Origin of the sequence: Clostridium sp. ZBS15 (assembly GCF_023845705.1) — a bacterium.
GTDB classification, from domain to species: domain Bacteria; phylum Bacillota; class Clostridia; order Clostridiales; family Clostridiaceae; genus Clostridium; species Clostridium aquiflavi.
This window is the reverse complement of record NZ_JAMQHY010000015.1, coordinates 28384-45513: the sequence shown is the minus strand read 5'-3', so window position 1 is coordinate 45513 and position 17130 is coordinate 28384. Positions and strand designations below refer to the sequence as shown.

13 protein-coding genes and 1 pseudogene are annotated in these 17130 nt (G+C 25.6%); 1 reads left to right on the top strand and 13 read right to left on the bottom strand.

Annotation, left to right across the window (positions count from 1 at the left end):
• Positions 1 to 17: 17 nt before the first annotated feature.
• Entirely contained in the window at positions 18 to 401 is a 384-nt protein-coding gene (locus NG904_RS07580; RefSeq protein WP_252230833.1) for a hypothetical protein, read from the bottom strand.
• A gap of 306 nt (positions 402 to 707) precedes the next feature.
• On the opposite strand from NG904_RS07580, the gene NG904_RS07575 reads away from it, so the two are divergent.
• Complete coding sequence (locus tag NG904_RS07575) at positions 708 to 1880, top strand: IS110 family RNA-guided transposase (RefSeq protein WP_252230831.1); 1173 nt, start codon at positions 708 to 710, stop codon at positions 1878 to 1880.
• Between the two features lie 148 nt (positions 1881 to 2028).
• Here the strand turns inward: NG904_RS07575 and NG904_RS07570 are convergent.
• The 12 genes and pseudogenes from NG904_RS07570 to NG904_RS07515 form a co-directional block, all read right to left on the bottom strand.
• Positions 2029 to 2646, bottom strand: a pseudogene (locus NG904_RS07570) (PP2C family protein-serine/threonine phosphatase); the annotation flags it as partial.
• 35 nt (positions 2647 to 2681) lie between these two features.
• Positions 2682 to 3521: a PP2C family protein-serine/threonine phosphatase gene (locus tag NG904_RS07565; RefSeq protein WP_252230829.1), complete on the bottom strand. Its 840-nt coding sequence runs from the start codon at positions 3519 to 3521 to the stop codon at positions 2682 to 2684.
• Between the two features lie 5 nt (positions 3522 to 3526).
• On the bottom strand, positions 3527 to 4036 hold the full coding sequence (locus NG904_RS07560) for an FHA domain-containing protein (protein ID WP_012424108.1): 510 nt from the start codon (positions 4034 to 4036) through the stop codon (positions 3527 to 3529).
• 13 nt (positions 4037 to 4049) lie between these two features.
• Entirely contained in the window at positions 4050 to 4607 is a 558-nt protein-coding gene (locus NG904_RS07555; RefSeq protein WP_286674317.1) for an FHA domain-containing protein, read from the bottom strand.
• A gap of 48 nt (positions 4608 to 4655) precedes the next feature.
• Positions 4656 to 5087, bottom strand: a complete 432-nt coding sequence (locus tag NG904_RS17275) for a J domain-containing protein (RefSeq protein ID WP_353846052.1) — start codon at positions 5085 to 5087, stop codon at positions 4656 to 4658.
• Between the two features lie 901 nt (positions 5088 to 5988).
• Entirely contained in the window at positions 5989 to 6354 is a 366-nt protein-coding gene (locus tag NG904_RS07545) for a hypothetical protein (RefSeq protein WP_252230823.1), read from the bottom strand.
• Between the two features lie 50 nt (positions 6355 to 6404).
• Positions 6405 to 7565: a MerR family transcriptional regulator gene (locus NG904_RS07540; protein WP_252214076.1), complete on the bottom strand. Its 1161-nt coding sequence runs from the start codon at positions 7563 to 7565 to the stop codon at positions 6405 to 6407.
• A gap of 352 nt (positions 7566 to 7917) precedes the next feature.
• Positions 7918 to 9102 carry a DegT/DnrJ/EryC1/StrS family aminotransferase gene (locus NG904_RS07535; protein ID WP_252225189.1) on the bottom strand — a complete coding sequence of 395 codons (1185 nt, stop codon included), beginning with the start codon at positions 9100 to 9102 and terminating at the stop codon, positions 7918 to 7920.
• A 491-nt stretch (positions 9103 to 9593) separates the two neighbouring features.
• Positions 9594 to 11396 (bottom strand): dynamin family protein, encoded by a 1803-nt coding sequence (locus NG904_RS07530; RefSeq protein ID WP_252230821.1) that lies wholly within the window; start codon positions 11394 to 11396, stop codon positions 9594 to 9596.
• Between the two features lie 248 nt (positions 11397 to 11644).
• On the bottom strand, positions 11645 to 13414 hold the full coding sequence (locus tag NG904_RS07525) for a dynamin family protein (RefSeq protein WP_252230819.1): 1770 nt from the start codon (positions 13412 to 13414) through the stop codon (positions 11645 to 11647).
• Positions 13415 to 13420: 6 nt separating this feature from the next.
• Positions 13421 to 14179 carry a viral A-type inclusion protein gene (locus NG904_RS07520; RefSeq protein ID WP_252214080.1) on the bottom strand — a complete coding sequence of 253 codons (759 nt, stop codon included), beginning with the start codon at positions 14177 to 14179 and terminating at the stop codon, positions 13421 to 13423.
• 26 nt (positions 14180 to 14205) lie between these two features.
• Positions 14206 to 16713 (bottom strand): dynamin family protein, encoded by a 2508-nt coding sequence (locus NG904_RS07515; protein WP_252214082.1) that lies wholly within the window; start codon positions 16711 to 16713, stop codon positions 14206 to 14208.
• Positions 16714 to 17130: the final 417 nt, after the last annotated feature.

Genomic DNA, 17130 nt, shown 5'->3' with positions numbered 1-17130 from the left:
TAGCGTACTTTACACTATCATGTTGTTCCTGGTATAAAGTTACTTGTTGAATATTTTTCTTGACAGTATTTACATACAGGTATCGTTGCATTATTTCGTGGACGAATAGCAGGTGTCATAATTACCTTCGAAGGATCTCCCCCCAATTGCTCTACGACTAAATTTTCAGCACACTTTTTATAATCAGTAGCAGTATTTTTTACGCCAACTGCAACTTCACCTGTTTCAATATTATATCCACCAACAACTGTTATATATTTTTGCTGTTGACTTTTACTCTTAGCTTGTATTTCAGCAACCTTTGCATCTCTAGCGGCAATTGATTTATCTGCTAATATAGGATCATAACCTTTTTTTAGAATGTTTTCAGCTTCATCCGCCCCCTGGTATGATAAGCTCATACAGATTAAACAATAATTACACCAAAAGCTTTAATTATTATTCTTAATAATCTCTTAAGTTATTTATTCTATTACTATTGTTTAATCCCTCTTATTTTGAGACAATATTCTCGTATAGATAGAGGTTTACCTACGCCCCCTTGAGGCATCTTTTGACCTCGTCACTAAGACTGTTACCTCATCTCTGCGAGATATTGCGTATAAGCTGGATGTTGATTATATTATTATAATTCATCGTATATCTAACCAGGATGTAACTTGCATTGCATAGAGGATTCTATCTAAAAAACAAAGGAGATGTTTACAATGTTTATTGTTGGTATTGATATTGGTAAAAATAATCATGAAGCTACTATTATTGATGAAACCGGTGCCATCATAGGTAAATCAATTAAATTCACCAATTCACATAGTGGCGCTAATAAATTAATTGAGCAAATTAACAAAAATATCAGTAATTCACAGGTTATTTTTGGACTTGAAGCTACTGGACATTATTGGCTTTCTTTATATTCGTTTCTTTTAGAAAAAGGTTATGTAATTAATGTTATAAATCCTATTCAATCTGATAGTTTTAGAAATCTTTACATACGCCAAACTAAGAATGATACAAAAGATTCCTTTATTATTGCTGAAGTTATTAGATTCGGAAGATTTACAAATACACAATTAGCTGATGAAAAAATTCTTTCTTTAAGACAATTATGTAGATATAGACTTTCTTTAGTTGATAGTGTTTCTGAACTAAAATGCAGGATCATCACTGTGCTTGATCAAGTTTTTCCAGAATATGAAAAGTTATTTTCTGATACTTGGGGAATAAGTTCTAAAAAGCTTTTAGAAAAATATCAAACCCCAGAGCAAATTCTTGAAATTGATACAGGTAAATTAGCTGAATTTTTAAGAGAGCATAGTCGTGGACAGCTTGGCATTGTCAAAGCGAAAAAAATACAAGATGCTGCTAAAAATACTTTCGGAATAAAATTTGCTCAAGATGCTTTTAAATTTCAACTTAAACAACTAATAAAACAAGTGCTTTTTATAGAAGAGCAAATTAAAGACTTAGATGTAGAAATTGAATTTTATTATACTAAATTTGGTTCACATCTTGAATCTATTCCCGGAATAGGTAAAGTTACTGCTGCTATTATTCTTAGTGAAATTGGTGATATTAAAAGATTTAAAAGTGCTAAAGGTCTAGTAGCTTATGCTGGTATTGATCCAACAGTTAGACAATCTGGTCAATTTTTAGCTAACAATAATAGAATGTCAAAGCGTGGTTCTCCTTACCTTAGAAGAGCTTTATTCCTATGCGCTTCAACTTGTACCTTACACGAAAGTCCTCTTAATGATTATTATTTAAAGAAACGTAGTGAAGGTAAACAACATCTCACTGCCGTGGGCGCGGTAGCTCATAAACTTACTCACATTATTTATGCTGTTTTAAGAGATAATAAGGACTATGAACCTATGTCATAATCCTTATTAAACTATAATATTACATTTGTTTTAGCTATTAAAAAATTTCTATATTTAATAGTTTATTTGTTGTGTAATTTTATATTATCTTAGAATTAAAATAAATAGTTAATATTTCTTTCAAACCTATTGACTTCACATAGCTGGTCTCTAGAGCATCTTCTATTTCTTTTTCATCACAATTTTCCCATATTCCCTTTGTAAGCAATGTAAATACATCACCATCGTTAAGTTTTATTTTTTTAGATATGAATGGTGAACTTAATTTATTTTCTCCTAAGTAACATGAAAGATTATTTCTCTCTATATGCTTAGCTGCCTTATCTAAAGCTATCATTTCCTTATCACTAAGTTGTTGAGTTAATGATAGATCTCTACTTTTTTCTTTTAAATATCCATCCTTAAAAAAATAGAATCTTGAATTACCTATTACAATATACCTAACTTTACTATAATTAGTTATAGCTATTGTCATAGATGCTTTAAGTCGTACATTTTTACTTGTCTTTACTATTTCTTCATTAACTTTATTTAAATACTTTTTTAGTGTAAATTTATTCATAGTAGGATTTTGTGTAAATAATTTAATGAATGTTGTTACTGCAATTTGAGCAGTGTCATTTTCTGTGTCATTATCAATACCATCTGCAATTGCATAACATCCAAACTTATCAAGCTCTACAAAGGCAAAATAATCTTTATTTTGAAGATGCGTTCCTTCTTCTGATATAAAACTTGTCTTAAATTTTGAATTCAACTTTCTCATTTGTCTCACCCTAACTTATTAAAATGCGATTATTTTTAAATATTCTTTTTCATAATTATTACGCTTCCATTATGAGTATTTTCATGATGTTCTATTTCATCTATAATTTGATCCAAAACTATATCTATATGCTTTTTATTTTTATTTAATATATTTTCAAAATCTACCCATCTTATTTCTTCATAAATCCCTTTACTCATAATCAAAAGTAAATCATTTTTTTCTAATTTAATACTATGGTTTTTCATTTCTACATTATTAAGATTTTCTTGTCCAAGGTAATATAAAACCTTTTTGTTATTTAAAACTTGAAGTGCTTCAATCTTTTCAAGTTTTCCTTCATAATATTTTTCTTTTGCAACTTCATTCATACAATGACCTTCACTCAATTTTATAAGTTCACCTTTTCTAAAAATAGTTAACATCAAATTACCTAAAGAAGTATAATATAAATTTTCTTCATCAATAATTGCCATTAAAATGCTTGTACCACCTTTATTCTTCTCTACTCTTTTAAGTATTTCATGATTTGCTTTATTAATGGCTTTTTTTAAAAAGTAACTCACTTTTTCATTACTATATTCCTTTAAAAACATATTTGATATTGTTTTTACAGCAGTAATACTAGAAATTCTTCCCGCTTCATTTTTTCCTAAGCCATCAGCAATAACTGCTAAAACTGCATTATCTTTTTTCTTTATATTAAAGTAATCTTCTTGTATTTCTTCATGACCTATATGTGAATATTTAACTAAACTTATATTTTCTTTGTTCATAATTTTAAACAATATGTGCTTTATCACACATAATAAAAGTAATAACATTATTAATATAAGCACTACTTCTTTTTGATCATATCTACTCATAAATAACATTTAAATTACCCCTGTTCTTTATCTTGCCATTCAAAATGTTCACCACAAAATGGTACAAATAAGAATTTACTCTTTCCAAGCTCTATAACATCATAATTTGTAAGTTGTGTTGGCATATATACTGGTTCATTATTTAAATAAGCAATTCCTGAAGAATCTCCTGGAAGTAATACATAATTTTTCTTTTTAGGATCATATACTACAACGGCATGATTTCTGGCTGTTATGTAATTATCCCCAATTATTTGTATGTCCATATCATCAGCTCTACCGATGAAATTTTTCCCATTCTTTATTTTATAATCTTTTCCTACTCTACATCCTTCAATGCAAACAAGCCATCCACATACTGGCTCTATTTCTTGATATAAAAGATTTGTTTCTACTTCTTCCGCATCTGGTACAAGTTCTTTCTTATTTTCTTTTTTACTTGTATCTATATTACAATAAGGACATATTGGACCATATCGTCTTTCACTAAACATATGACCATTTTGACATCTAATTAATGACATATAATCACTCCATTCATCTAAGTAATAATTTCACTTTTGAAATAAATATAATATCTCCTTTTTTTAAGCTACAAGGAGTATTTTTCACAATCCTATACTTTTTACCATCATCTATTTTTTGTATACAAACTCCACTATCTAGAGATAGATCTTCTATATACCATGTTCCAACAGCATAATTTAATACTGAATGATTCTCTTCAACTAAGGTTGAATAAATAGATTTGTCTAAGTCTACAAATACATGGTTCTTCTTATTGTTTTTTCCAATAAGAAAAGATATTTTATCTTGTATTTCCCATTGTTTTATGATTTCATTATCTTCATTTACTAGCTCAATGGTATTTATACTATTGCTTTCTTCTATATAACTTTCATTATGTATTTTTCTATATAAAGTTATAAATGTTATAATTCCAAATACAATTAATAAACCTAAAAGTACACCTTTAAGTTCCCTTGATTCTATAGTCATATAAGTTATTCCAAATATTAATGTTATTGTTATGCCTATAAAAACATTTATTAATTGAATACTAAATATCAACTTATTATTTTGATTATTTTTCAAAGTAACCACTCCATTACTTTCTTAATACTTTTTACTCTATATAAATCCTTATTTCTTTACATTAAAAAAATTATTAAATATATTACTTGTATCAATAGGATTTTTACTATCTTTTTTTATTTTGCTTCCATCAACATCATTACTACTTGCTTTAAAGCCAAAAAAACTTTCGAAATATTGATTTAAATCATTTAAAGCATCACCTTTGTTAAAGTTTTCTTTGGTTTTTGCTTGTGATTTTTTACTATTATTTTTGCTTTCATTTTTTTGTCTATTAGAACTATTTTGATTTAACTTTTTATCATATTCTTCTCTAGATGATTCATTACTTAAAATTTCATATGCTTCATTAATTTGTTGAAACATTTCTATTGCATCTTTATTATCTTTGTTTTTATCTGGATGATACTTTTTAGCTAAGTTTCTAAAAGCTTTTTTTATTTCATCTTTATTAGCACTTCCTTCATCTGTCATAAGCATTTTACTATCAAGTATCACACCTGATTTTTCTTTTGGAATTATTGTAAAGTTTGGAACACATGGAATTGCAAATTCGCTGTATGTTTGTCTCATAAGAGGGGCACATCTGTCCATAAATTTATCTATTCCTGCTGTAGCTACATGATTAAATGTAGTATCTTCTCTTGCTTCAAAGCTAAAGAAAATTTGGATTCTATATTTTTGAACTGTATTAAGAAGTAAAGATAGGTTTTCCATAGTATTACATTCTGTTTTTTCAACTTTTTTGTTTCCCTTAAATCTTTCTCTCTTAGCTCCACTTTTGTTTTGACCTTCTAATTCAATTGATGGAACTATTCCAAACCAAATTGTATTATCAAAATCATTTTTATCATTTACAGTACTTAAATATGCTTCAAGTCTTGGCAAGTTAGCTGAATTTACCAATCTGTCAAGCTTATTATTTGCAACAAGTAATGTTGGCTTCATACCTTTGTTTTTTGTTTTATATTGGTCAAAGAACATCTTTACACCAACAATTTTTTCTATTAATGGTTTAACAGTTTTTATAAAATCATCTTTAGAATTTTTGTAGAACTCAAGGTATGTATTATAATTTTCAACTTCATGTTCTACATCTATTTCACTTTCCATTGTAGATGCAAGCGGGCAAAAAGTTCTAACAACTAAACTTTTTACATAATCAGATTTTGTTTCATTCACTTCATCATAGTCATCTTCAAAGGCTTCAATTAATCCTACGTTATATTTAAACTATCTAAGAAAAGTTAGGATTTTTTGTATTTTTTTTAAATTTATTTATTTTTTATTTATAAATATTTAAAAAAGGCAATAAAAAACAAATTTAAAATTGCTTTTTATTGCCCTTTTTTAAAAAATTTTATTAAATTTAATTGATATTTTATATTTTAAAAATTATAAATGATATAATAAAAATTATTAAGCTAGAAATGATTAATATAAAATTTATTAAGTCCTTAACATGAAAAGTAGCTTTATTATTTTTATTTTCATGTCCTTTAGCTTCTAAATCAATATTTGATACATATTGTGAATTCATTTGTCCAAGTGATTGAATTGATATCCCAAGTGAATTTCCTGATATATTTAAGAAAACTTCTATAACTAGCACAGCTAAGCTTATAACAAACAAAGTATCTTTTAATGTAAAACCATAAATATGATATATTCCTAAAGAAATTAATACTAAAACTATACAATTAATAAAAGTCCCCAAAATAATTTTCAGAATAATATTTCCATTCATATACAATCCCCCTTTAATTTATTATACTCTGGGGTCCAAAAAATTCCAAATCACTTTGAAACCTTAAATATGCCTGCCTTTGTTGTAATTTCTATATTTTTATTTTCTTCAATATATTTTTCTAAATACTTTGTAAATTCTTCTCTTTTTTTTCCTATAAGTATTGAATTTCCTTGAATTGTTGATGCTTTATATGATACAACGGGCTCTGCTTTATCTACTATTATCTTTCCTTCTAATATCTCTGATTCAATATTATTAAAATATTTCTTTAGCATTTTTTCTCCGTTTTCTAAATCAAATCTAGAGGAAAGACCATTATTATTAATATCTAAATTAGGATCAAATTTCTCAGCTAATTTATTTAATTCAATCATAGAATTACATGAATTAGTGGTTACGTAAAAAATACCATTTGGTTTTAAAACTCTTTTTATTTCACTTAATGCCTTTTCTATATCAGTAACAAAATAAAGCATATGTTCTGCAATAACAACGTCAAAACTTTCATCATCATAAGGAATATCTTCTGCATTTATCTTTTTATACTTGAACTTATAATCTAAATTTTCCAAATTATTTTTAGCGCACTTTAACATATTTGGAGAAAAATCAGATAAAATAATTTCAGAATTTTTATCTATTAATTCTTTGTTTTTTATCCATAGCTTTCCTACTCCACACCCTAATTCCAATATTTTTGAGCCTTCAGTCAAGTTCATCTTTTGAAAACACCATTTATCCCAATCAATCTTATTTGTATTATAACTATGAAGAGTGGTTCTCAAATTCAAATTTTTATCGCTATTATACTGCTCCTTTATGCTATTTTGCATATTTGTTATTTTTATAATGTTTACTAAGTTGTTAACATCTAAAAAACCTTTTTGTTTTGCAGTGTTTTCAGCATTATTAAATATTTCTATAACAGAATCTATATGTCTTTTCTTTTCTTCTAAAGCCCTTTTTTGGATTTTTACCATGCTCTCTAAATTTTCTCCGCTTTCATTTAATATATGAGCTATCTCACTTAATGATATCCCAATAAACTTTAGAGTAGTTATTTGTTGAAGCCTTAAAAAATCATCTTCACAATAAATTCTGTAACCAACTTCTGTTTTTTCAGATGGTTTAAGAAGTCCTATTTTATCGTAATGCAAAAGTGTTTTTACAGTGACTCCAGACCTTTTAGCAAACTCCCCTATTTTCAAAATTACCCCTCCAATTCATTAATGAAATTATATAAACATGTTTTGCTAAAATGTTTATATATACATAAGAAAAGTGGACTGAGTAATTGAACTTTACCTATTGTATATATAAACATAGCTCTAAAACAAATGTGTATTTTAAATTTTAACTAAATTGTACTAACCATAAAAAGTAGCATATAATAGTTTTCACTAAATATGCTACTTTTAATTAATTGTCTGTTATTAATATTTTCATATAAACTAAATCTATAGTTAAGTAATTTTTAACTCTGTTATTTTAGTTTAATTTTTTCAAAGTTATATAATTTACGTACTAAAAACTTTATATTGCAATTTAAATTTTAAATTACTATATTAATTCTTTAATAACTTTTACAACTTCTCTTGCTACATATTCTGCATCTTCTAAAGATAATTTTGTGTATACAGGAAGAGAAATTTCATTTTCATATTGTGCATAAGCATTTGGATAATCTTTTATATCATATCCAAGGTTTTTATAAAGTGTTAGCATTGGAAGTGGCTTATAATGAACGTTTGTTGCTATTCCCTTTTCTGCTAATCTGCTTATTGCTTCATTTCTCTTGGCTTCATTAAATCCTTTAACTCTATAAAGATATAAATGATAAGAAGTTTCTGTACCATTATCATCTTTAGTAAATGGTATTATTGAAAAATCTTCTTTTGATAATATATCATTATATACCTTAAAGATAGCTCTTCTCTTTTCTAATAGCTCTTCGTATCTCTTAAGTTGAACTAAACCTATTGCAGCACTTATATCTGTCATATTACATTTTAATCCATCATTAATGATGTCATATTCCCATGCTCCAGCTTTAAGCTTTGTTAATGCATCTTTTGATTGACCATGCATAGCTGTAAATCTCATGTATTTTTGTAAATCTTCATGATTTTCAAAGTTATTATCATTGAAAGTAACTGCTCCACCTTCTGCTGTAGTTAAATTCTTAACTGCATGAAATGAGAAAGAATGGAAGTTACATTGAGATCCAACTCTTTCGCCCTTGTATTTAGCTCCAAATGAATGTGCTGAATCACAAAGTATTATTATATCTTCTCTATTTTTTTCTTTTAAAACTTTTTTAAGTTCATCATAATCAAAAGGTACTCCGGCAATATCAACTGGCATAATTACCTTTGTTTTCTCAGTTATCTTTTCTGCTACTTTATCTATATCCATTTCAAATGTATCTTTTTTTACATCAACATATACTGGCTTAATTCCTCTATGTACAGAAACACTTGAAGTAGCAGTATAAGTATAAGGAGTAGTTATAACTTCATCGCCTTCTTTTATATCAAAAACCTTAAGAACTAATTCCATAGCAGCTGTTGCACTATTTAATGCTAAAGCCTTATTAACCTTACAATATTCTTGTATTCCTTCTTCAAATTTAGCAAGTTGAGGTCCTGATGTTATCCATCCTGATCTTAAAACATCACAAACTGCCTCAATTTCTTCTTCAGTTATATCTGGTGGTGAAAAAGGTATATTCTTTATTTTAGTCATTAAAATTCATTCCTCTCTTAATATGAAAATTTTTTAAATATCTATCTATTAGTATAAGAGTAATTTCTTAATTAAAATCTGCTTTTTTTAATTAATGATACTACTTTTTATTTTTATCATTCCTAAACAAATTTATCTCTAGTAATTTTTTATTAATAATTTAACATCCTATACTAAGTATTTCCTACTTCAATATTTATTATAAACTCCTACCTAAGGTATGAGTCAATAGTAATATTTAATTAGATTTAAATTCTTTGTAATTATAATATTATATACTAACGTTTTTTTAAATAAGTTGTGTTTTAAATGAGTGTTAATATATGCAATGAGCAAATTGGCATTGTAATTGGATTTTGAGAATCCTTTATGAGTATTGTCACATTTACTNNGAGCAAGCTAAAATGGGACTATATTCATTTTAGTATTCCTAAATTCAATTACTTAGTCCAATATGCTTATGCATATATTAACACTCTTCAAACATAAATTTACTTATTCATTGATATATAGAGGCATCTATGCAATAAGAACTCTATTTCTTTTTTTAGTCTTATTAGTTCTTCTCCGCTAATATCTTCTAACTTCTTTTCATCTTCTTTAAATTCTTCATTTAATGCATCAAATAAAGACATTATCTCTTCTTTATTAGTTTCTCGTAAAGAATCTAAATATCTTCTTATAGATATTTCTACGTCTTCCGCCCAATTATCTATAGCTTTTAATGAAATCTCATTTATCTTCTTTTGCCATGTCAATGAATCATATAAGTAAAATACAGATTCAGTAAAAACAGTTAGATACTTAGTAATAGCCTTTATTGATGAGGCTTTTATTGCTTTTAATAAATGTTTTAAATTTTCATGTGCATGTTTATATGATTTAGTATCTACTATATTACCTAATTTATTTAAATTTATATCTTCTGGATTGCTTATACTATCTTTGTCTTCTTTTGCAGTTGCTTTTCTAAACATTTCTCCAGTTGCTTGTTGTATCTCATCTCCTATGTGTTGCTTTAATACACCTTCCATAACTTCTGTGTAAGATGGAATACTTACTTTTATCTTTTCTTCTAATTTAGATATGGCTTCTTTTAATATATCTTCAATATTTTTATCTAAAAGTATTATTTCACTTTCAATATCTCTCATTAAAGTTTCTGTTTCTTCATTTATTAAATTTGGAACATAATAATTTTGCATTAATGTATATGTCTCTTCTTTTTTAGTCCATTTGCTTTCATCATGAACATATTCAGTAATTTTATTTTTTACATCTATTGCAGATTTATCTATAAGTTTAACTGAACTTACTTTTATTTTTGTAAATCCCCTATCTATAGTAGTTAATATTTCATGCTTTTTATCTAAAAATTCTCCTAGTATATTTAATCGTTCTTCTATACCTTCTTTTTTAGATTCTATATTAGCAACCTTAGAGTTAATCTTTATATTACATTCATTTAATATATAATCTTGATAATTTTTCAAACTATTAGCAAGTTCCTCTTTTTTATCATCATCATTAACTCTTTCATATACATATTCCCAAAGCATAGATGTATCAGGATGTTTTTCTTTATTACTTTCTATAAAGAATGTCTTTGCATCTTTTTTAATACATTTATTAACACTTTTTTTGATTTCCAATATTCTCTTATTATCTTCTGACATATCTTTTGGACACATATTAATTGCTAAAATAACTTCTACATCTTCACTTATTATTTCTCCAACATATTTTAAAAATTGAAAATCATCATCACCAATTCCAACTTTATAAGATACTACATATATAATAAAATCACTTTGTGGAATAAAGCTTTTTAATGATTCCTCATGATATTCTACAAGTGAACCATAACCTGGAGTATCAAAAATTCTCATTCCATTATATTTAGAATTATTAGCTTTTCCAACATATTTAAGCTTATGTAAATCCTTATTATAATTTACTAGTAACTTATCAAAGATATCTTTATCTATAACTTGTGTACTCGAATCCTTATTTACAGCTATTAATTTTTCTTCATCTTCATCAGATATAACAACTTCAGTAACAACTCCAGTTGTTGGCTTAACACTTTCTAATAAAATTTTATCTTCAAATAATCCATTTATTAATGTACTTTTTCCTGAGCTTGTCTCTCCTAGCATAACAACATAATGTGAAGGATTCATTATTTTATCTTTAACTAAAAAATTCTTTTCAGTAATATCATCATTTCCTAAAGTTTTAACAATTGAATCAATACTCTTTTGTCTACTTATACATCTTTCAAAATTATTCATATATTCATCCCCTTGCTTTAAATAATTTGACTATATTTTAAATAAGTGCTTATATATGCATAAACAAAGTGGGCGGAGTAATTAAACTTAGGAATACTAAAATAACTATAGTCCCATTTTAGCTTGCTCCCAATATAAAATTGTGACAAGCAGTAAATGTGACAATACTTATTAAGAATTCTCAAAATCCAATTACAATGCCACTTTGCCTATGCATATATACTCCACATATAAAATATATTAATCCTTTAAATTAATCTAACATCTTCTTTGACTTCATTTAATATTTTTAAATCATCTTCAAATTCTAATATATTATTTTCACTATAGGCATAGTCATATTGTTTCTCTATACTTTGAATATCATCTTTAAAGCTATTTTCTAAATTCTTTCTTAGCTCTTTTATTGAATCATCCATATCTTGTTGTTTTGCTCTTAAATCATCAAGTATTTCTTCTTTTAAATAGTTTTCTAAATCTTCAACCATAGGCTCTAAATCCCTTAATGTATAATTTGCTCTATTTTCTACTATTTCCTTACGAACAAAATCACCTATCAAAGAAAATGCCATTCCAATTCCCATTCCAACAAGTATTCCAAGAGGACCTCCTAATGTTCCTACAGTTCCAAGTGTCCCTATTAGTCCGCCAGATACCCCTAACAATGATGGTAGCGATTTTTCAAATTTAAATTCACTTTCTTTATTAAAAAATGATATGTTTTCATATTGACCATAAAAGCCCTTTATTGTTATACCATTTAATTCTTTGTTAAGGTTTTTTATTAATTCACTTGTTTTATCTAATACTTCATCCATAATATCATTTATAGCTTTATCCGATGATTCTTTATATATTAAACTTAGTCTTTCTCCATCTACAATCCCTCTATTTATTATGGCTTTTAAATTAGCTCTTAAATTTGTTATTTTTTCTTTTATAATACTTGAAGCATAATCGATAATCTTTTCCATTTCTTCATATGCATAAGCTCTAATTCTTCTAAAATTCTTTTTATTATCTAAAAGTATAGCTTTTATTTCTTTAATCTTTTCTTCTTTATTTAAATCATTTTGTTTTTTTTCATTTAAACATAATGTCTTATATTCTTCTATTTTATCATTAATATTTTCTAATGCTCCTACTATTTTTGAATTTAAAGACTTTTCTAAACCTATATTATATTCTTTAGATACATTTTCTATATTTTCTATAACATTTAATATACCTGAGTCTTCATAAAGTGTGTTATCTCTAGTAAATTTACCTTTTACCGCTTCATAAACATTAACCACATTTACATTAATTTCTTTGCTTTCGTTATGTTCCGCACAAATACTATTTAAAACATATTCATTATGCTCTTTTGCATCAAGTGCGTCTTCATCACTTTCATCATTCCACTTATTTTGAACAAAAATTGTATTTGACAATTTAGGCCATAAGGCATTTATAAAATTTCTTTCAGTTCTTGTAATTGGAGGGTTTGTCCTCAACATAAATATTCCAGAAACCAATTTATTTACATAGTCTAATGTAGTTCTTTGATTTTCAGGTGTTAAACTGCCCACACCTGGAAGATCAACAAGTACTACATTATTGTTTAATACATCGTTTTTATTATATAAGATTATCTTAGATACCTTAAGCTCATTTGCCATATTATAATCATTATGAACATATTTCTCTAAATCACATAATTTTATTTCTTTACATTCTTTATCTAAAAAATGTACTATAGCTTTTTCAGTATCTTCTCCATATCTTACTTCAACAGGTACACAAGTTGTTTCATCAACATCTGTTGGCAATATATTCTCTTCCATTAAAATAGAATTAAGAAAACTACTTTTTCCAGCACCTTGAATACCTAATACAGGTATTATTATTTCTTTTTCATTTAAGTTGTCAATAAAATGATTAAAATAATCTATATAATTTACAGCATTATCTTTATTAAGATATTTCTCTAATAAAAAATTAAATCTAGAATCATTTATTAAATCTACATATTTCATTAAATATTATCTCCTCTTTCCAAAAATCCTTGCAAAGAATGATCTATTTCCCCATTCAACTTCTTCTTGTATATTGCTCATTTTCTTATTTAATTTAATTTCCATATCATTTATAAGATTCATTACTTCATATTTTTCTAACATTTTTTCATGTACTGTATCTAATTTTTCTATAGCTTCACAGCTATTATTTATATTAATCTTAATAGCCTCTTCTAATAAGCTTACTTTTGTTCCAACTTCATCAATATTAATTTCTTCTATCTTATTTATTATTTCTTCTTTATTATTTCCAGAATTCTTAACCATTTTAACTCCTAAAATAGCTAATTTATCTTCTAACGATTCTATATTTAAATCATTTATTTTCTTTTCTATTGTGCCAACACCCTCTGATAATTTAACTTCTAACTGCTTATCTGAATCTTCAACACGATCTTTTAACTTTTCTAGAGTTATAGCAATTCTGTTTAAACCACCATTTAAAAGCTTATTATGTTCTTCAGCAATTTCTTCTACACATTTTGAAATTTTTGATATATTACCACTTATTTCTTCTATTTTTTCTTCTATATCTTCATTACCTTCTCCAAGTTCATCTTTTAATATATTGATTTTCTTTTCAAGAGGTTTTAAGTTTTCTTTAAGTTCATCATTTATATTTTTAGATATCCTTGATAAAGACTCTATCATGTCTTGTTGCAATTCATCCATCATATTTTTTGTAACTTCATCACATTGTATTAGTAAAGATTTTTTGTCCATTTCTTTGCTCCTTAGTTTTTATAATATTACTTTAAAAAATAGCTCAATATTTCTTCTAATGTTTGTTTTTCTTCATTACCGCGAGATAATATATTTCCAAACAACTTAGTTTTTATATCTTTATATTGACTTAATAAAAATCCATCATTTTCTTGCCCCTCTATTAATGCTAAATTGTAAATAGGATTTTTAGAATTAACTAATACATAGCCAATCTTAGAATTATTTATTCTATTTTTAATTTTTTTCTTAAACGAATAAGTGGCTGTAAGTATTTCTTTTATATTATTAGCATTTATAAATTCTCTACTAGAATCTATAACTAAATTTATCATAATATTATTCTTTAAAACTATATTTTTAAGATTAATATTTTCAAGTATTTGCTTTTCTGAACTACCTATTTGAATTCCATTGAAAAGTAAGTACATATTGTATTCTTTTGAAGAGTTAATATTTAGTATTTTATTTGTTTCTACTTTATTTTGAGATAATTCATATATTATAGTTATATTATTTAAAGTGTATATTCCTTGTTTCTTTATAATTTCAAGTTCTTCATCATTTAAATACAAATCATACATTCTAGAAATAAATTTAGATGCAGCCTCTAAATCCCAAGTCCAAAATATTTGATGAGTTTCTTTTTTAGATATAGATAAAACTTTTTCTTCTATGTAATTACTTATCATTGAATAGCTTTTCTTAAATATTTCATTACTTAATTTATAAAGATTGTAAGAAACATTGGTTAATTCTATTTCCTCTATATTCAGATTTTTATCTTCATTTTTATTTTCTATTTCTTCATCTAATGTTAAAGCTGCTTCTTCTACATTATTATATTTATTTTTCAGCTTATTTCTTATAATCTTTAAGTCCTTTATAACATTATCTATATCATAAAGTTCTATATTTTGCTCTTTCTTCTTTTTAAACTCTTCTTCTATCTTACTTATCTCACTATAGAAGAGGCTTAATGAATTACTATACTGTTCGCTCCAATCATAAAGTATACTCATATATTTTCTACTACTTTCATTGCATACTTTTTTAACCATAAGTATAGTAGCCTCTTTATCTACTACTTTTTCATCATATTCTTGCTTTTCATATCCCCAGTCAGTTTCAAATATATCTGATAAGATTCTCTTTCCTACATTAAAGAAACCATCTTTTTTTATAAGTTTTACTTTCTCTTCGTATTTGTGCTTAACATATATATCTTCACTTTCCATACTAGGTAATGAATATGAGAATCTAATATCAATATTCAGTTTTTCGTATATTTCCTTTTTCTTTTCTTCACACTCTCTTACAATACCTAAAATTTGATTTTCTATCTTTTTACTCTTATTATTTATATTTTCTACTATATCTGAATAGCTACTTATTTCTTTTGAATCCGACTCGTTTATTTCTTCTATTGTATTAAGTGTTACCTTATCTATAAGATTAATTTTAGATGTTATTTTATCTCTAGATACTCTAAAATCATAATTAAGATCATCAATATCATTAAGTATTTCTTTTATGTAACTTGTATCTTCTAAATTGCTTCCATCTATGATTTCTTTATCAGTATCAATTATATTGCCAATTCTTTCAACAATACTCCCTTGCCTTTGAATATTTAGTTTTGGGGTAATATTTTCAACACACCTATATATAGACTTTATAAAACCTTCAAGATTAGATTCATTATATAAATTATTGTTATTTTTTATTCTTCCATTTAAAGCATTTAAAGAAGAAATTTGAATAATATCAAACTCTTTATTGCTTGTTGCTTTTTCTAATAATATTTCTGCTCTTTTTTTATGCTTGTCTAATATGATATATTTATTTTCTTCAACAATGCCATATTTACCTATCTTTTCCTCTATTGAATCTATCATATTTTGAACTAATATTATTTGCTTCTTTTTATCATTTACTATTTTTATTTTTTCTAAATTAATTTGGTCGCTATTAGCTTTAACAGTAGTTAAAAATACACAAATATCTATTGTTGGTAATAGAATCTCCAAAGTTAATTTTTCATGCATTTCTAAATTATAAGCATCTAGACCTGGACTATCTATTAACTGAATATTGTCATCTAATAAAAAGTTAGGTGATTTTATATCAATCTGAGCTACATTAAACTTATTATTAGAATTTCTATTTTCATCAGCATACTTAGATATAACTTCCATATTTAAATTAGTATCATCATAAACTTCTGGAGATTTATCTTTAAAGTATATAGTAGCCTGTCTTTTTTCGCCTTTAGACACTGTTATTATTATACTTGAGCTTGGCAAAATAGCTACTGGTAATAGCCTTTCCCCTAGCAATGAATTTACTAATGTTGATTTCCCACTGCTTGTTATTCCCATAATAGCAATTCTTATTATATTACTTTTTATTTGTTTTTTACGTTGCTTTAACCATTCAACATCATTACTGTATCTATTTCTTCTGTATTCATTCTGTTCTAATATATTTTTTATATCTTCAATTGTATCTAATATATAGTTATCTTTATTCATAATTTTCTCCATCTTTTATGCTAATTCATGTTATGTATTCATAAATAATCATTTACTGTTATATTACCACAATTGACTACATTTATCTAATTTCTATTTACAAAAAATCATTAAATTAACTGTGAAACCTTATATTTTTCTATGTTTTTACATTTTACATATATTTTAGAGGAATTGTTAGATAGACCTGTTATCTTTTCTTATTATTTCTTTAATTATTAAGATAAATTACTAATTAATTTCTCATCATAAGTTTAGTTTTTCATATTATTAAAAAAGAAATAAACTAGTTAAATATACTATTAATCTTGTTTTTTGATTATTAACATTTTTAGATGTAAAAAAATACTATAATAGCATAAAAATAAGCCATGCCTTAAGTAAATGGATATATTATAAATTGTTTTTATAATATAT